Raw genomic sequence first — 17,828 nt, 5'->3', positions numbered from 1 at the left:
CTTTTTCTATTCCAGAATCCATAGCTGGAGGAAACAGAAATGGATAAGAACAGCTTTACCGAACCCCCGCTCAAAGGCATCAAAGTCCTGGAGCTGGGTTCATTGATTGCCGGCCCCTATGCCGGTAGCCTGCTGGCCCAATTCGGGGCCGATGTCATCAAGATCGAACCGCCTGGCAAGGGCGACCCGCTACGCCGCTGGCGGCAGTTGCACAAGGACACCTCCCTGTGGTGGCGCGTACAAAGTCGCAACAAGCGCTCCATTGCGCTGGATCTACGCCAGCCCGAAGGCCAGGAGATTGCTCGTGAACTGGCCCTGCAAAGCGATATCGTCATTGAAAATTTCCGCCCCGGCGTGCTGGAACGCTGGGGCCTGGGCTGGGAAACACTGCACGCACTGAACCCGCGCCTGATCATGGTGCGCGTCTCTGGCTATGGACAGGACGGCCCCTATCACCGTCGCCCCGGCTTTGCCGCCATCGCGGAATGTATGGGTGGCCTGCGTTATGGCACCGGCTATCCGGATCGCCCCCCCGTACGGGCCGGTGTCAGCCTGGGCGATACGCTGGCTTCGCTGTACGGCACGATTGGCGCGCTGCTGGCCATGCACCATCTACGTCAGGAAGGCGGGCAGGGGCAGATGATTGATGTGGCCTTGTATGAATCTGTCTTTGCCATCATGGAAAGCCTGATTCCAGACTATCAACTGAACGGTCATCAGCGCGAACGTACCGGGGCCAGCCTGCCCGGCATCGCCCCCTCCAACACCTATCCCACCGGCGACGGCAAATGGGTAGTGATTGCCGCCAATAGTGACGCGATTTTCATCCGTCTGATGCAGGCCATGAACCGTCCTGATCTGGCCAACGACCCACGCTTATCCGACAACGCCGGACGGGTGGAACACAGCGTCATGCTGGACCAGACGATTGGCGACTGGACAGGGGCCCGCAGCCTGGAAGAGGTGTTGAGCGTGCTGGATCAGGCGGAAGTCCCCAGCGGCAGCATCTACACCGCCGCCGACATTCTTGATGACCCGCATTACCAGGCCCGCGGCATGCTGGAGAAACACACACTGGAAGACGGCCAGGAACTGACCATACCCGGCATCGTGCCCAAGCTAAGCCGCAGCCCCGGTGCCACCCAATGGTTGGGGCCGGAGTTGGGCGAACACACAGACAGCATCCTGCAAGAACTGGGCATGAGCCCGGAGCGCCGCCAAGCCCTGCGCGAACAAGGAATCGTGGAATGAGTACCGTCTTGATCACCGACGTCACCTTGCGTGACGGCCTGCAAATCGTGCCACGCTGGGTACCTACGCCGGACAAGCTGCGTATCGCGCAAGCACTGCCTCGATGCGGCGTGCGCAAGATAGAACTGACGTCCTTTACCTCGCCCAAAGCCATTCTATCCCTGGCGGATGCCGACGAGCTGGCTAGCCTGACCGCGCGCGACCCTCAGGTTTGCTACACCGCACTGGTCCCCAATCTGCGCGGTGCACAGCGTGCTTTAGCAGCCCATATGGACGAGCTGAACTTTGTATTTTCGGCCTCTGAAGCGCATAACCAGGCCAATCTGCGCATGAACATTGCGCAATCGCTGGCCCAGCTGGAGCAGGTGCTGGAAGCGGCGGGCAAAACGCCTGTGAACGTGTCCCTGTCCACCGCTTTTGGCTGCCCCTTTACCGGCTCCGTCGCCCCCGCGCACGTGATTGCACTGATGCAGCAAGTGCAGCACATGGGAGCCAGCTCCGTCAGCCTGTGCGATACCACCGGCATGGGTTCACCCGTGGATGTAGAACGCCTGACTCAGGCTGCCTTGAGCTTGTATGGTGAACAAGGCGTCACCGGCCATTTCCATGACACCCGCGGGCTGGCCCTGGCCAATGCCTGGGCCGCGTATCGCGAAGGAGGGCGTCGGTTTGACGCAGCCTTGGCCGGTTTGGGCGGTTGCCCTTACGCCCCCGGTGCCAGCGGCAATGCCAGCCTGGAAGATCTGGCCCATATGTTCCAGATCAGCGGTGTGGAAACAGGCTTGAGTCTGGAAGCGCTCCAGCCCTTGGCCGAAGAAATCGCAGCCCTGACGCAAGAGCCCATTCAAAGTCGCCTGCACAAAGCCGGGCCAGCCTACGCCTTGAAGGTGTGCCAACCATGAGAACGGCCCGCACCCTTTTTCAAAAGCTCTGGGATGCACATCGCGTTGCGACGGTAGACGATGAGCATGATCTGATCTACATAGACCGCCAGTTGTTGTACGAAGTCACCAGTCCGCAAGCCTTCGAGAGCTTGCGCTTGGCCAGACGCCAAGTGCGTCGCCCGGAAACTGCGCTGAGCACGGTGGACCACAACGTGCCCACGCGCCGCCGCAATCAGCGTCTGGAAGATCCGTTGGCGCAGGCACAGATCGACCAGATGGAGATCAATAGCCGGGAGTTTGGCCTGCGCTACTTTGGCCTGGATGACGAGCGCCAGGGCATCATCCACGTGATCGGACCCGAGCAGGGCATGACCTTGCCCGGCTCCAGCATCGTGGCGGGAGATTCCCATACCAGCACGCATGGCGCGTTTGCCGCCTTGGCCTTTGGCATCGGCACCTCCGAAGTGGAGCATGTTCTGGCCACACAATGTTTGGTTGCAAAACGCATGCGCAGCCTGCAGGTCGATGTGCAAGGCGAATTGCCTGCCACCAGCACCGCCAAGGATCTGATCCTGCACATCATTGCCCGCATGGGTGCGGATGGCGGGCGGGACTGTGCCATCGAATTTACTGGCCCTGCCATCCGTGCCTTGTCCATGGAAGGGCGTATGACCTTGTGCAATATGGCGATCGAAGCCGGTGCCCGTATTGGCCTGGTCGCTGTGGACGACAAGACCCTGGACTATGTGCGCGGCCGACCTTTGGCACCTAAGGGTGAAGCATGGGACAAGGCGGAACAGTACTGGCGCACACTGGTCAGCGATGACGGCTGCCAATACGATCAGCACTTGCTGATCGACGCCACGCAGGTTGCCCCCACGGTTACCTGGGGCACGTCTCCCGATATGGCGTCAGCCATCGACCAGCTGGTACCTGATCCATTAGCCGCTGCCACCGGCAAACAAGCTGATGCCCAACGCGCCTTGAACTATATGGCTTTGCAGGCTGGCCAGCCGCTGGCAGGCATCACCATAGACCGGGTGTTCATCGGTTCCTGTACCAATGCGCGTATTGAGGACCTGCGCAGCGCCGCTGCCATGGTCAAAGGCAAACGCGTAGCTAGCACAGTGCTGCAAGCTTTGGTCGTACCCGGCTCGGGTCTGGTACGCCGTCAGGCCGAGCAGGAAGGCCTGGACCAGATCTTCACGCAAGCTGGCTTTGAATGGCGCGAACCGGGCTGCTCCATGTGCCTGGGCATGAACGAAGACCGCCTGAGTCCGGGCGAGCGCTGCGCCTCCACCTCCAACCGTAATTTCGAAGGCAGGCAGGGTGCCTTGGGGCGTACACACCTGATGAGCCCCGCCATGGCTGCTGCCGCTGCAATTGCGGGCCATCTTGTCGATATCCGCAACTGGGACGCCGCATGAACACACCTTTTACTTCCGTGCGCTCGCGCCTGATTGCGCTGGACCGCGCTAATGTAGACACCGACGCGATCTTGCCCAAGCAGTACATGACATCCTTGTCGCGCACTGGCTTTGGTCAATATGCCTTCGACAACTGGCGGTACGCGGACATTGGCTACCCCGGCAAACCACTGGACGAGCGTGAACCCATCAACAGTTTTTGCCTTCATCAACCGCATGCACAAGGAGCCCGGATTCTGCTGGGACGCGAGAACTTTGGCTGCGGGTCCAGCCGCGAACACGCAGTTTGGGCACTGAAGGATTTGGGTATATCGGTGCTGATCGCCACTTCATTTGCAGACATCTTTCGCAATAACTGCTTTAAAAACGGCCTGCTGCCATTACAACTCAACACCGACCAGGTAGATGCCCTGTTTGTCACCGCCACCAATCATCCCTGGGCTGAATGGACGGTCGATCTGGAGGCGGGCATGTTGATCGGCCCTGATCAGCACATTCACTTCCAGATAGAACCGGAACGCCGACGCCGTTTGCTGCTAGCGCTGGATGACGTCAGCGTGACGGAGCAAAAGCTGGAAACTATTCGGGCTTACGAACAGCAGCGCAAGAAGCAGGAGCCTTGGCTATTTAATTGAGCGGAGCAGATGGCTGCAAAGGAGGGCTTTTACAGGGCCTGTTCATATGTGCGCGCAGGCCCTGTTTGTTTATTGTTTTGACGTCCAAGGCTGCGAGTTGCTCGGCCAGGCTCACCAGGAACCTTTAACCTGCTGTAGCCCGTTTTCCTAGACCCCAGCCGCTGCCCGCATCTTGCGCTGGGATGCCGGCGCCAAACCTTCCGCTTCCCGATATTTAGCCACCGTACGGCGTGCCAAAGTCAGGCCCTGAGCCTGCAAGAGATCGGTAATCTGCTGATCCGACAAAGGCTTGGCTGGCGACTCGTCACGAATCATCTGTGCGATCTGTGCCCGTACCGAAGCCGCCGACAGATCAGCCTTGCCATCAGCACTGGCCAAGGCCACGGTAAAGAACTGTTTAAGCTCCATCACCCCATGCGGTGTTTGCATGTACTTTTGCCGCGTTGCACGAGAAATCGTGGACTCGTGCAAATCCAGCTCGGCTGCCAGATCGGCCAATTGCATGGGTTTGAGCGCCGACACACCTTGCGTGAAGAAGTCCTGCTGCATCTGCACAATCGCTTGAGCCACCCGCAAAATCGTCACGAAACGGCTGTTAACGCTGCGCAGCAAGCCGGTCGCTTTTTGGCGCTCTGCCAGCAAGGCAGGGTGCGCTTCAATTTCGTAATCGTGCAGATTCACCAATTGCAGGCGCGGCACAGCCAGGGGATTCAAGGCCGCCTGCCAACTCTCCTTGCCACGAATCAGCAACACATCCGGCACCACATAGGCCGAGACGTTCTGTGTCCAGGCCCGCCCCGGTTTGGGGTCCAGCTTCAAGACCAGATGATGGGCGCGCTCGACCAGCTCGGCCGAATAGCGGCCGGCACAGCGCTGACGCAACTGACTGGGAGAGGCCAGAATGCCGACATGCTCGCGCACCAGATAGCGGGCGCAATCGAGCAAGGCCGGTTCCAACTGCTGAGCCTGTTGCATCAGCTGCAAGTCCAGGCACTCGGCCAGATCCCGCGCACCGACACCGGCCGGGTCCAGAGACTGCACCTGGGCCAGCGCACAGCGCAAGTCACTTTCATCAATATCCAGCTCGTCGGGCAGGCAGTCCAGCACCTCTTCCAGCGAGACGGGCAGGTAGCCGTTATCGTCCAGTTCATCGATCAATAACTGAGCCAAAGCGCGGTCACGGTCGCTCAAACGCAACAGTCCCAGCTGCTCGCTTAAATAAGCAGCCAGGTCCTGGGCAATGGCCGATTCAGGGGTCCAGTCAGGGTCGTCCGAATCCCCCTGATGTTTGGGAAACTCAAGGCTCGCCCACGAGGATTCCGCCTCGCCCGAAGCGGCTTCGGGCAATGGCTCGGCGGCGACATCCGTCTGCACGTCCAGACGTTCCAGCAAGGGGTTATCCAGCAAAGCTTGAGCCAACTCCTGCTCCAGCTCGGCCCCCGATAGCTGCAACACTTTAATAGACTGTTGCAATTGCGGCGTCAAAACCAGCGTTTGCTGCTGGCGTAAATCTAGTGACTGACGCGTAAGCATAGGTACAATCGTTTCCATGAAAACTGACAACGCCCAGACACCCACCGCCAACGATAGTCAGGCTCTGCGCAGCACACTGTTCAAGCTGTGCGCCACGGCCACTATTATCTGCACCGTAGTCACTATCGTGGTCGCCATTATCTGGTGGGACCTGCTCAACCGTCTTATCAGCTTTGGGCGTGGCCTGGATTACTCCGGCCTGCAGGCCTTGAGCATTCAAAACCTGGCGCTGATCAAGCAATACAACCCGTTTTTCTGGTGGACGGTAGTGGGCGTCATAACCCTCATTATTGCCTATCTTTTGTATGGCTTCGTACAAGGGGTCATGCGACGCAACCAGCAACGCATTATCGACGAGTCCACGGTGGCTCAACTGGCCCGATCGCTCAGCCGTCCGGCCCGTGAAGTGATTTTGTGGTGCTGGCCCGACCAGCGCAGCCCGTTGACTGTGGGCGATTTACAACGAGCCCATAGCGAGTTGCGCTCCGGACGTTTTAGCAAAATCGAACTGGCCGAGCAGCAAAGCCGCCTGCTGCAAGCCGACTACGAACGCCACGAGCCACAAGCCTAAAGCTTGCCTTCCTGTTTTTTTTGTGTTTGACTTACGGTCATGACTCACGCACGCCAATTCTCCTACGCATGCCAAGGTTTCAGCCCCGCCGCTGAAGCAGCCTTGTCGCGTTCCGTGCGTGAAGGCCGTTCTTCGGCCCCTGCCTCCAGCCTATCCCAGCTGCTACTACTAGCGTCCGGTTGCCGGGCCTAGTGTCCCGTGGCAGTTCGGCAGCCAATACTCAGCCACATCTACGTCATTTGTGCCGCCACCGGCCTACGTAAATGCTGCAATCGCTGGTGACGGCAAGAAGTAATCAACACTTTTTGTCCGACAGGTATCCCCATGGCAATGCTGAAAACCCCCTCTCAAAAGTATCGTCCTTTTGTCGCCTTTGATCGCGACTTCGCTGAACGCACCTGGCCTTCCAAGCGCATTACCAAAGCGCCCATCTGGATGAGCACAGACTTGCGTGACGGCAACCAATCCCTGATCGAGCCCATGAACGTGGCTCGCAAACTGCGCTTTTTCGAGCAACTCGTCAAAATCGGTTTCAAGGAAATCGAGGTCGGTTTCCCTTCCGCATCGCAGACCGACTTCGATTTCGTTCGCAAGCTGATCGACGAAAACCGCATTCCTGAAGATGTCACCATCATCGTCTTGACGCAGTCGCGTGAAGACCTGATCAAACGCACGGCTGAAGCGGCTGCCGGTGCCAAACGCGCCATCATTCACTTGTACAACGCTTGTGCACCCGCCTTTCGCAAGATTGTTTTCAACTTGAGCAAGGACGAGATCAAGGAAATTGCCTTGACCGGTACACGCCTGGTCAAGAACGAAGTGGCCAAGTATCCGCAAACCCAATGGGGTTACGAATACTCCCCCGAAGTGTTCAGCACTACCGAGCCCGAATTTGCTCTGGAGGTGTGCAACGCCGTCGTGAAAGCCTGGGGCCCAGCCGCTGACGAACGTGTCATCCTGAACTTGCCCGCTACGATTGAGGCCACCACACCCAATATGTACGCCGACCAGATCGAATGGATGCACAACAATCTGGAACAGCGCAACAACGTCACCTTGAGCGTGCACCCGCACAACGACCGTGGCACTGCGGTCGCTGCCGCTGAACTGGCTGTGATGGCTGGCGCGGACCGTATCGAAGGCTGCTTGTTCGGTAGCGGCGAGCGCACCGGCAACGTTTGCCTGGTGACCTTGGCCCTGAACTTGTACACCCAGGGCGTGGACCCTGAACTGGACTTCTCGGACATCGACGAAGTGCGTCGCACCGCCGAGTACTGCAACCAGTTGCCCGTGCACCCACGCCACCCTTACGCAGGCGACCTGGTCTTTACCGCCTTCTCCGGCTCCCACCAGGACGCCATCAAGAAAGGTTTGGCTCAACAAAAAGCCGACGAAATCTGGGAAGTCCCTTACCTGCCTATCGACCCGGCCGATCTGGGCCGCAGCTACGATGCGGTGATCCGCGTCAACAGCCAGTCGGGCAAGGGTGGTGTGTCCTACTTGCTGGAACAAGAGCACGGTCTGGTATTGCCACGCCGCATGCAAATCGAATTCAGCCGCGCCATTCAGCGCGTGACCGACTCTTCCGGCAAGGAAGTGACGCCTGCAGATGTGTACGGCATTTTCGAATCTGAATACCTGAACTGCAAGAAGCACTACAGGCTGCTCAAGCACAACATCATCAGCCAGCCTCACGCCGACAGCGGCCAGCAATTCACGATTGAAGTGGATGTGGAGCACGACGGCCAGGTTCGCACCTTGAAGGGCTCGGGCGAAGGCGCGATCTCTGCCTTTGTGAATGCCCTGGATCTGTCCATCAAGATCATGGACTACAACGAGCACGCCATCGGTTCCGGTGCTGAAACCCGCGCTGCCGCTTACGTGGAAATGCGTATCGGTGACAGCCCATCGGGCTTTGGTGTGGGCATCCACGCCGACATCGTGACTTCTTCCTTCCTGGCGATCTTGAGTGCGGTTAACCGCCACACCATCGCCCAGCAAGAAGCCGAGGCCACCACGGCTTAATACCGTCTTCATGTCGCGACTTGGGTGGTGATCCCACCCAAGCGCCCGCCCGGTTCACCATAACCGCGCCTGACCCGCTTTCGCAGCCCGGCTTATCGTCGCTCTGTCCGCAACCCGCCCACAAGGCGGGTTTTTCGTGGGCGGGCCATTAGATTGTGGCCCCACCCCGTAGATAAACCGGACTCGGCCAGGTCGGACCGGACCTGACCAGACCTGGTCAGTTTGACTGGCCCAGTTGGCTCAGCTATTCGGCTGTTCGGCTGTTCGGCTGTTCGGCACCAGAGCGTAAAGCCAATGCTCGCGGCACAGTACAAATGGCTGTGCCAATATGCCTCTAAACGGCCAATCTCACCACACGGCGCTTGCCCGCTATTTAGCCGCAATCCACTTGAAGACGGCTGAAGTCCTTGGCGCGCAGCTTGTCCTCTTCAATAAAGGCCATCAAGCGGGCACCATCCTGCCAGCACCAGTTCAACTCATCATGGGACTGCAGGGTCAGCAGTGAACGCCATGGCGACTGACTGGGATAGTCGTCCTGCGTCGGCGTAGGGTCATAGCCCAGGCTGTCCCAAGAGGGGCGACCCAGCAGATAGTCGCGCGGCAAATCGCCGCTTTCTTCCAGCTCCTCAAACCAGCCATACAGCTCGTCCATATCCACTGGCCAATCCTTGCGCAGCTCTTCATGGCGAGGAATATCAATGCAGTTTTCGAACAGCACTTCCCGACTTGCTGTACCCCAATCATGAGGGGCCTGAAGTTCTTGAAAGTCAGTGGTTTCCGGCCAGTAAAAAGCCTTCAGATAGTCCTCGTCGCGCCAGAAAATGACGTCTTCCTGATCCATACCGTAAAACAGCGACAGCAGCCCGCCCGTGGGCAAGTCCGCTGGGCGATCCGGTCCTTCCGGAAGCTCCGCAAAATTGATCTGGCCGACAAATAAATATTCACCGTCCGGATGCTCGGGCCAAGTAAAGCCTGGAGGAACCATAGGTTGGCCACCAAAGCGGCTTTGCAAAGGCTGACCCTGGCCTTTCCCCAAACGGATGGCAACCGCCGATTGCGCCAGGTCCAGGAAATACTGTTTATGCGCTTGCAGCACAGGTGAGGCATCAAGGTACTTTTCTAGCGTGTTCAGATCCATGGCGCTGGGAAGGAAGAAGTTGAAGATGGTGCAGGCAAGGATAAGGGTGTCACAGCACACACGGCAACCCTTGCCGAAGAATCAGAAGGAAAAAAACCGGCCCAAGAGCCGGTTTTCGTTTGCCTTGCCGCAGATCAGTACGTGACCGCCAAACCCGGCAAATCCACGGTAACTTGCATGGAGCCCACCGCTTGCAAGCAATGGCGTGCAAATTCCTGGGCGCGCTCATCGTCTTGCGACAGCAGCGTGTAACCCAGGGCATCGGCCACGCCCATAATCTTGTCCAGCAACAGCACTTTGCCGCTGGCCCGCAGGGGTTCACAGCCAAGCTCTTGCCAGGTGCGATCAAACCAGTCACGCGATTGCTTGCCGCTGTCCGCATCAATGGTTTGTATAGGAGTGACCAGCTCTATGTGCTGGCGAGGACTAAAGATCACAAGCACCATAGCGCTCATAGACGATCTCCGAAAAAAAATAGATCAACTTTGGAGCTTAAGCAAAGAAGGCCTGCCAAATTGTCGGCAGGCCGACATTCCAGGGACTACCAGGAGCTATCTGCCGGTTCCCACATCACCGGCACGCCAGTGTTATTCGCCTGACGCAACATATCCAGCAAAGGATAGGCGCGTTGGCTGAAACTCACGGCCTGCGACATCGGGTGTTCCTTTTCATCGTCTTCGTCCTCGTGGGGCGAATGCTTGTTTTCCCGGTCCTGCCCGATCGCTCGCTCAATATTGCCAATAGCTTCGGACAGTTGCTCTGCCGTGAACACGCCACGCTCGGGCAAACCATCAGGATAGGAACGCCCCGCGGCCCGGAGAATAGGCATGGCATGTTCAGAGAACATCAGAACATCGGCGGCGGCTTTGCTTTTAAAGACGACTAGCATACGGTTTCTCCTTATGGATCTTTGTGTTTCCGATTCGACTTTCAGGATACACACCCCTGCAAGATAGCAGGATTTTCCCCGTCTTGGAGAGTCCTTCATGCCTGCCGCGTTTCTGTCATGGTTAATCTTGCTCTTGACCACCTTGCCGTCCCTGGCCTGGTCACAAAGCTCGCTCGAATGCCCATTGCCTCCGTCTTCCACCCGCTGCGCACCTGCGGCCGCCTTGGGAGAACAGGCCGAGCCTGCGACGGATATGGGTTTGCTCAATCCAGTGGATTTGCTCAGCGGACAAAAATACCAAAGCGATACGGATCTGCCGCTAAGCCAGGCCTGGCCTTTGCTGCAATTGCAGCGTCATTGGAATGGGCAGGGGCGAGACCCCACTCCGACACTTGGGCAAACTGGCTGGGCCTTGAGTTACGACCTGCAATTGCGGCAGCAAGGCCATGCCTTGTTCATGCCGGATGGAAGACAAACGCGCTTGTACCCACCTGCACAGCGGCAAAGTTCGGGCTGGTTCTGGCAAGGGCCGAATGGTTTGATTCTGCGGTTTGATGAGCAGGGCTGGTTAATCCATGTGCGTATATCTACCCAGCAGTGGCTGGATATAGAACGTTTTGCGGGCACGCATCCGCAGGCGTATGCAGTTAACACTGTCCGTAATCATTTGGGCCAAGCGCTGGTGTTTGACTGGGAAAGCCAAACGCAGGAGTCGGTGTCGCTACCAGGGCCGGAGCAGGGCCAAGAACCAGGACAAAACCAAACTCAGGCTCAGGCTTCAAGACAGGTTCACTCCCAAACCCAAACCAGTTCCCTAACCCATGTCACAAGGGCGGTAAGGGCAGCGGGAACGGCCGCGGTAGCAGCAGCGACGACGGGGGCGGCTACGGCTACGGCTACGGCTACGGCTACGGCTACGGCTACGGCTACGGCTACGGCTATCAATATTAAAACCCCGGCCGGGCCGTTTCGCGTGCTTCTGGAACAGCAGGATCAACAAATCTGGCTGGCCAGCGTCAGCCGTCCGGACGGCATGCAACGCCTCTATCATCCAGCCCCCGCACCTTGGTTGCACCGTTTGGGTGGCAGCAGCCTGCAAGCACCGGGGCAAGCCCCTCAGCCAATCCAACAATGGGAGTACGACGCCCAAGGCCGAGTCAATCGTTTGATCTCCCACGCCTTCAATCAAGACTGGACGGCACGCTATGAGCCAGGTCTGAGTGAATGGTCCATAGGTACGGAGCGACATCGCTTCCATTACCGAGACTATCAAGGCCAGCAGCGGCTACAAAAACTGGAAAGCCGCTTGTGTAGGGACTGCCCGGCCCACAGCACGGAATGGCAATATGACCCACAAGGGCGCTGGTTGCAGGCCGGACCTTGGACAGCGCAACGCCGGGCAAATGGAACGCTCTCTCGACTGGAGAAAAGGCAGGGCGGCTGGGGAGCATTACGTTTGGAGCTGGATGAAAAAGGGCGCTTGCAAAGCTGGGCTACCAGCCAGCATGGAAGCGAAACACGGCGCTGGAACCCGAATGGCAAACTGACGCACCTCGAATATGCCGAAGGAGGCGCGCTCCAAATTCAGTACGACCAACAGGGACGCCTGAGCAGTCTGGAACATCAACAAGGTCAGGACACTGAACGCAGTGAGCTGGACTGGCTCGGGCCTGGCGCGCTGCGCATTCGTCATCCCACAGAAACGCAATGGCTCAAACTGCGGGCCGGTTTACTACAAGAGCGCCGCTTGGAACGCCGCCATAGTCCCGGCCAACACTGGACCGAGCGCTTTGAGTACGACGAGCAGCGCAAGCTGACGCGGCACACCCTGCCGGAAGGTGGCCAGCTACGCTATCACTGGGACAAAAGCGGACGATTGCTGTCTCTGGAGTGGATCAAGCAAACCGGGCAAAGCCAGACCGTGATCCACGCACAAGAGGTGGGCTATGCCTGGGGCAATGGCCTGCAACTGATCAGCCATGCGAACAGCACCGGGCAAGCGGTGGATTTGATGCTTTTGCAGCCGGATGGCAAACCTGTCTGGACACAAGCCCGCCGTCTGGATGACCAAGGCAGGGTGCTGGAGGATCGTCATGATTACCCGCGGCTACAGCAAACCCGTCATTGGCTCTTGCACTACGACGCCCAAAGCCGGCTAATCGCTTTCCGCCAAGACAAGACAGAACCCGAACAGTGGCTGGCCTGGAGCCACAACGGTGAACTAGCTGCACGCCACCCGAAGCCAGTCGCCTCCATTCAGCGTTCTTCCTCCGGCACGGCGAAAGCCGTCGGAAACCTGAATCTGGACTACGGCCCTAACCGCCGCTTGAAGCGTGTGCAAACAGCAAGCTCCACACTGGTCGAATACCGGCACGATGCCTTTGGCCAACGCATCTGGCGCAAGCAAGGCAATCAGGAGCGTGCCTTCTTCTTTCACGGCCAGCAATTAATGGCTGAACTGGATTTACCAGCTACACCCGGCAAGCTCATTTCCCGGCGCTATCTGTATGCCGGGCTGACCCCAATAGGCATGATTGTTTATCAGCCAGACGGACAAGGGCAGTTGTATTACCTGCATAGTGATTTGATGGGAGCTGTGCGGCTGATTAGCGATCAGCAAACCCAGCCGGTTTGGGCTGCCGACCTGAACCCTTTAGGACGGGCCGAGCCTTTGCTTGAAACCCTGGAATTCAATCTACGTCTGCCGGGGCAGTACGCGGAATCGGCTACCGGCTGGCACGACAATCTCTTGCGTACCTATCTACCCGATCACGGACAGTATCTGGAAGTGGATCCGTTGGGGCCCTGGCCACAAACCCAGGCCGTGGGTTACGCACAGCAACAGCCTTTGCGTCATATTGACCCCACCGGCCTGCTCCTGTTCGCCTTTGATGGCACTCGACAAGCTCCTATTACCAATAGCAATGTGTGGAAACTGTCGCAGTTGTATCAGGATGGGGCGGTGCATTACGCCGCAGGGCCGGGTGATCCAGTCACCCTTAACTGGGATGCACTGACTGCTTGGCGAGCAGGGCAGATTCTAGAGTCGCAATGGAACAATTTTCTGAATCGCATGCAGGAACAAGGCCCGGCTCCTAGCGCTGTACCCGTGGACTTGCTGGGTTTCTCTCGGGGAGCGGCACTGGCTCGAGACTTTTCCAATCGAATTCTGGACCACGTGCAGCAGGGCTGGTTTGTGCTGAATGATCCGCAGCGCGGCGCCATCCGTGCCTGCATCACGCCCCGTTTTTTAGGGCTGTTCGACACCGTGGCCCAGTTCGGGCTGGGAGGCGGCAGCAACTCCCGATACCGCCTGGGCGTGTCTGACGCCTGGAGCTGGGTTGCTCATGCCGTCGCCCTGCATGAACACCGCGCCTACTTCCCTTTAAGCGCCCTGGCAGAAGCCATGAACACCGTGGAAATGCCTTTTATCGGCGCACACAGCCAAATTGGCGGCGGTGTGCTGCCTGATGAAAACGAAGAAACCATCAGCGATCTGGATAAGGTAGCGCTGGCCTGGATGCACTGGCAGGCCAGGGCGACGGGTCTGACGCTGGCGGAACTGGCGCACACAGACCTTAGCGTCCTTCACCCCGTATTACTGGACATGCGCCTGCCTGGGCTGCGACTGACTAAAGGCAGTTTGCGAGGTGTGGACTATCACGGAGCGGGTCGAAACCTGATGTATCAAGACCTGCATCCACGTCTGGGGCAGGCTACCCAACAATCCATGGAATCCGTGATCAAACGCCATAACAGCTGGCGCATCCGTCCCGGAAATCAAGTGGGTTGGGTAGACATGGACGCTTACGATACGTGGTTACATAACCACCTGGGATGGGAGCGCCAGGCTTCTTGAAAAGAATTTGGCGTCAAATCACGCTATCATGTGGGGCTATCCGGCGGGCCAATGTCGCGCCTTCCATCTGGGGCGTGTTCCACACGCCGCAGTTGTCTTTCTACCAATCCAGACCTTTCCTATGCTTGCTGAGCAACAATCTCAATTAATCGCCTGCCTCCAGGCTGCCGTCCGTGCCATCTTGCCCCAGGCTGAACCCAACATCACGCTGGAGCGCCCCAAAGTGGCTGCGCACGGTGATGCCGCCTGCAATATTGCCATGCAATTGGCCAAACCAGCCGGTCGCAACCCGCGCGAGCTGGCTCAGCAAATCGTCGATACCCTGTTGGCCGATCCGAATGCCGCCGCTTTGCTGGCAGGCGCGGAAATTGCAGGCCCGGGCTTTATCAACTTCCGTCTGTCCACCGCCACGCATCAGGCTGTCCTGAAGACCATTGCCGAGCAGGGCGAGAACTTCGGCCACGTCGCTCCTACCCAGGAAAAGCTGATGGTGGAGTTCGTGTCGGCCAACCCGACCGGCCCCTTGCACGTAGGCCACGCCCGCCAGGCCGCGCTGGGCGACTCCCTGTGCCGCGTGTTCAGCTCGCAAGGCTACGACGTTACCCGCGAGTTTTACTACAACGACGCCGGTAACCAGATCGACAACCTGACCACCAGCGTGCATGCCCGTGCCCGTGGCATCGAGCCCGACAGCGAGCAATTCCCCGCTGACGGCTACAAAGGCGACTACATTCTGGATATCGCCCGCGACTACCAGGCCGGTGCAACCGTTCAGGCTGCCGATGGCGCCTCCGTCACCGCCAGTGGTGATCTGGACAATCTGGAAGACATCCGCCGCTTTGCCGTGGCCTACCTGCGCCGCGAACAGGATCTGGACTTGCAGGCTTTCGGCCTGAAGTTCGACAACTTCTACCTGGAAAGCTCGCTGTACACCTCCGGCAAGGTTGAAAAAACCGTGCAGGCCCTGATCGACGCCGGTCACACCTACGAGCTGGACGGCGCACTGTGGCTGCGCACCACCGAACTGGGCACAGGCGACGACAAAGACCGCGTAATGCGCAAATCCGAAGGCGGTTACACCTACTTCGTGCCGGACGTGGCCTACCACGTGGCCAAGTGGGAACGCGGTTTCCACCACGCTATCAATATTCAAGGCTCCGACCACCACGGCACCATCGCCCGTGTACGCGCTGGCCTGCAAGGTCTGGGTCTGGGTATTCCCAAGGAATTTCCGGCCTACATCCTGCACAAGATGGTCAAAGTCATGCGCAATGGCCAGGAAGTGAAAATTTCCAAGCGCGCAGGCAGCTACGTCACCTTGCGTGACCTGATCGAATGGGTAGGCCAGGACGCCGTGCGCTTCTTCCTGATCCAGCGTCGTGCCGACTCCGAATTCGTATTCGATATCGATCTGGCCCTGTCCAAGAGCGAAGAAAACCCGGTTTACTACATCCAGTACGCTCATGCCCGTATCAACTCCATGTTGAACCAGTCTGCAGAACTGCTGGATCAGGTGCCTCAGGCCGACATCACGCCTTTGACCGCCCCCACCGAAATCGCCCTGATGCAGCGTCTGTCCGAATACCCCGATGTGCTGGCCCAATCCGCTCGCGAATTGGCTCCTCACCACATTGCCTTCTGGCTGCGCGACTGCGCTGCGGACTTCCACTCCTGGTACAACGCCGAGCGCGTGTCGGTAGACGACACCGCCTTGCGTCTGGCCCGTCTGCGTCTGGCCCAGGCCTGCGCTCAAGTCATTCGCAATGGTCTGAACCTGCTGGGTGTGTCCGCACCCGAACGTATGTAAACCCATAGGCAGATATGGCAAGAGCACGTAAAAAATCCAGTAGTTCCGGCGGTACCTATACCGGCATTCTGATTGGCCTGATTCTGGGTCTGGGCGCGGCAGTCGCCGTTGCCCTGTTTGTCACCAAAGTGCCCATGCCCTTTGTGGACAAGGCCAGCCGGGACAAACCGACCGTTGCCTTGCCTGAAGGGCGAGACTTGCTGGACCCGAACCGGGACCTGTATGGCAGCTCCAGTGGACAAACTCCTCCGCCGGGCGACACCATTCCCGGTTTGACCTTGCCCCCCGTGAATTTGCCCAGCATCCCGTCCAAGCCTGCTGCACCGGACGCCTTGGGTGATCTGATCGCCACCTTGCCCGCCATGGGTACGGAACCAGCTCGCCAGCCAGAGTCTCGCAATACCGCTCCTGCGGTAACGCCTCCGGCCACAGCGCCTGCCGCTCCCAACACCCCGACACCGGCCACCAGCAAACCAGCCACACCGGCTCCTGCTGCGCCCCCGCCAGCGACCAAGCCAGCCACCACTTCTACCCCTTACTACCTGCAAGCAGGTGCCTTCCGCAACAATGCAGACGCTGAAGCCATGAAAGCGCGCTTGTTGATGTTGGGCTTTGATGCCTCGGTGCAAAGTGCTCAGGTCAATGGCGGTACCGTGAACCGGGTACGTATGGGTCCCTTCAAGGGCATAGACGAAATGAACCGGGCACGCAGCCGTCTGGCCGAGGAAAAAATTGATACTTCGGTGGTACGACCCTAAGCAATTTGTGCCCAAGGCAGCCCCAAGGTGAACTTTTCCGCCATTGCACAGGTCATAGACCTCATCTTCCCCATTAAGGAAATTGATTCATGAAGCTGAACGCATTGTTTGTACGATCCCTGGTCGGTGCCAGTCTGTTGGCTGGGGCGACCTTGTTGCCCGCCACCAGCGCGCTGGCTCAACAAGCCGACCAAGGCTACGTTACCCTGCCTGCGGCTCAGCCCTCGGACAGCGTCGGTAAAACCGAAGTGCTGGAGTTCTTCTCCTACAGCTGCCCACACTGCGCCATTCTGGAACCCAAGGTCGAAGCCTGGGCCAAGAGCCTGCCAGACAATGTCGTGCTGCGCCGTGTGCCTGTTGCCTTCAATGCCGGCATGACCGATCTGCAAAAGCTGTACTACACCCTGGAAGCCATGGACCGTCTGGACCTGCATCCCAAGGTGTTTGAAGCCATTCACCAGAAACGTGAGCGCATTTTTGATGCCAAGACCATCACGGCCTGGGCAGCCCAGCAAGGCGTGGACAAGGCCCGCTTCGAGCAGACCTTCAACTCTTTTGGCGTACAGACCAAGGCCAATAAAGCCAACGAACTGTCCAACACCTACCAGATCCAGGGCACACCCAGCCTGGCCGTGGGTGGCAAGTTTGTGACTTCGCCTGCACTGGCCAATGGCTACGACGAAAGCATCACCAAGGCTCAAGAGCTGCTGAAAATGGTCACCAATGGCTAATCAGCGATCTGGCTGAACCATACAGCCAAGGGCCCTCAAGACTGGATTCGCTCCGGTTTTGAGGGCCCTTGGTGTTTCCGGGCTGGTTGTTTGGTACGGGCTGACGATGGCTGCCATTCGGTATGACAAACCATCAGAAAACGATGGTTCCTGCGTCAACGTTGGTCGTAGCACTGAAAGCAACAGTGGAGCGCATCCTTGCTGCTAGGACGGCTACAACTATTGCTAGTGCTAGTGCGACTGCTATTGCAGCAGCAGTTGTTGCTGTTGCTGTTGCTGTTGCTGTTGCTGTTGCTGTTGCTGTTGCTGTTGCTGTTGCT

16 protein-coding genes are annotated in these 17,828 nt (G+C 58.4%); 12 read left to right on the top strand and 4 right to left on the bottom strand.

Translation table 11 applies throughout. From position 1 onward, the window contains the following. Positions 1–39: 39 nt before the first annotated feature. From U2949_RS12285 to leuD, 4 genes are read left to right on the top strand one after another with little or no spacing between them, the layout of a single operon-like run. Complete coding sequence (locus U2949_RS12285; protein ID WP_026483847.1) at positions 40–1,251, top strand: CaiB/BaiF CoA transferase family protein; 1,212 nt, start codon at positions 40–42, stop codon at positions 1,249–1,251. Then, complete coding sequence (locus tag U2949_RS12280; RefSeq protein ID WP_321288021.1) at positions 1,248–2,153, top strand: hydroxymethylglutaryl-CoA lyase; 906 nt, start codon at positions 1,248–1,250, stop codon at positions 2,151–2,153. The genes U2949_RS12285 and U2949_RS12280 overlap by 4 nt, the downstream gene beginning before the upstream one ends. Then, entirely contained in the window at positions 2,150–3,562 is a 1,413-nt protein-coding gene (gene leuC, locus U2949_RS12275) for a 3-isopropylmalate dehydratase large subunit (RefSeq protein ID WP_321288019.1), read from the top strand. Before U2949_RS12280 ends, leuC begins: the two co-directional genes overlap by 4 nt. Beyond that, entirely contained in the window at positions 3,559–4,197 is a 639-nt protein-coding gene (leuD, locus tag U2949_RS12270) for a 3-isopropylmalate dehydratase small subunit (protein WP_321288017.1), read from the top strand. The genes leuC and leuD overlap by 4 nt, the downstream gene beginning before the upstream one ends. A 147-nt stretch (positions 4,198–4,344) precedes the next feature. Here the strand turns inward: leuD and rpoN are convergent, their stop codons facing one another. Next, positions 4,345–5,730 carry an RNA polymerase factor sigma-54 gene (rpoN, locus tag U2949_RS12265; protein WP_321288015.1) on the bottom strand — a complete coding sequence of 462 codons (1,386 nt, stop codon included), beginning with the start codon at positions 5,728–5,730 and terminating at the stop codon, positions 4,345–4,347. Positions 5,731–5,746: 16 nt separating this feature from the next. On the opposite strand from rpoN, the gene U2949_RS12260 reads away from it, so the two are divergent. The 3 genes from U2949_RS12260 (at position 5,747) to leuA (ending at position 8,326) form a co-directional block, all read left to right on the top strand. Continuing rightward, positions 5,747–6,301, top strand: coding sequence for a hypothetical protein (locus tag U2949_RS12260; protein ID WP_009460264.1), 555 nt, complete (start codon positions 5,747–5,749; stop codon positions 6,299–6,301). A gap of 39 nt (positions 6,302–6,340) precedes the next feature. Next, complete coding sequence (locus tag U2949_RS12255) at positions 6,341–6,493, top strand: hypothetical protein (RefSeq protein WP_155624357.1); 153 nt, start codon at positions 6,341–6,343, stop codon at positions 6,491–6,493. A gap of 138 nt (positions 6,494–6,631) precedes the next feature. Continuing rightward, positions 6,632–8,326, top strand: a complete 1,695-nt coding sequence (gene leuA / locus U2949_RS12250) for a 2-isopropylmalate synthase (RefSeq protein ID WP_026483852.1) — start codon at positions 6,632–6,634, stop codon at positions 8,324–8,326. Between the two features lie 373 nt (positions 8,327–8,699). Here leuA and U2949_RS12245 read toward each other — a convergent pair whose 3' ends face one another. The 3 genes from U2949_RS12245 to U2949_RS12235 form a co-directional block, all read right to left on the bottom strand. Beyond that, positions 8,700–9,464 carry a YwqG family protein gene (locus U2949_RS12245; RefSeq protein ID WP_321288009.1) on the bottom strand — a complete coding sequence of 255 codons (765 nt, stop codon included), beginning with the start codon at positions 9,462–9,464 and terminating at the stop codon, positions 8,700–8,702. 134 nt (positions 9,465–9,598) lie between these two features. Further along, positions 9,599–9,919, bottom strand: a complete 321-nt coding sequence (locus U2949_RS12240) for a hypothetical protein (protein ID WP_009463574.1) — start codon at positions 9,917–9,919, stop codon at positions 9,599–9,601. Positions 9,920–10,005: 86 nt separating this feature from the next. After that, entirely contained in the window at positions 10,006–10,353 is a 348-nt protein-coding gene (locus tag U2949_RS12235) for a DUF1840 domain-containing protein (protein WP_026483854.1), read from the bottom strand. A gap of 97 nt (positions 10,354–10,450) precedes the next feature. Between U2949_RS12235 and U2949_RS12230 the strand changes: the two genes are divergently transcribed. The 5 genes from U2949_RS12230 to U2949_RS12210 all read left to right on the top strand — a co-directional run. Continuing rightward, positions 10,451–14,212, top strand: coding sequence for a phospholipase effector Tle1 domain-containing protein (locus U2949_RS12230; RefSeq protein ID WP_321288007.1), 3,762 nt, complete (start codon positions 10,451–10,453; stop codon positions 14,210–14,212). 121 nt (positions 14,213–14,333) lie between these two features. Then, entirely contained in the window at positions 14,334–16,019 is a 1,686-nt protein-coding gene (gene argS, locus U2949_RS12225; RefSeq protein ID WP_153228728.1) for an arginine--tRNA ligase, read from the top strand. Between the two features lie 14 nt (positions 16,020–16,033). Continuing rightward, positions 16,034–16,777: an SPOR domain-containing protein gene (locus U2949_RS12220; protein WP_257723369.1), complete on the top strand. Its 744-nt coding sequence runs from the start codon at positions 16,034–16,036 to the stop codon at positions 16,775–16,777. 89 nt (positions 16,778–16,866) lie between these two features. After that, on the top strand, positions 16,867–17,508 hold the full coding sequence (locus U2949_RS12215) for a thiol:disulfide interchange protein DsbA/DsbL (protein ID WP_086061244.1): 642 nt from the start codon (positions 16,867–16,869) through the stop codon (positions 17,506–17,508). Between the two features lie 122 nt (positions 17,509–17,630). Beyond that, the coding region (locus U2949_RS12210) for a hypothetical protein (RefSeq protein ID WP_321288002.1) at positions 17,631–17,828 on the top strand (198 nt) is incomplete at its 3' end.

Origin of the sequence: Alcaligenes phenolicus (assembly GCF_032063905.1) — a bacterium.
Classification (GTDB): domain Bacteria; phylum Pseudomonadota; class Gammaproteobacteria; order Burkholderiales; family Burkholderiaceae_B; genus Alcaligenes; species Alcaligenes phenolicus.
The sequence above is the reverse complement of the archived record's forward strand: the minus strand, read 5'-3'. Positions and strand labels throughout refer to the sequence as shown.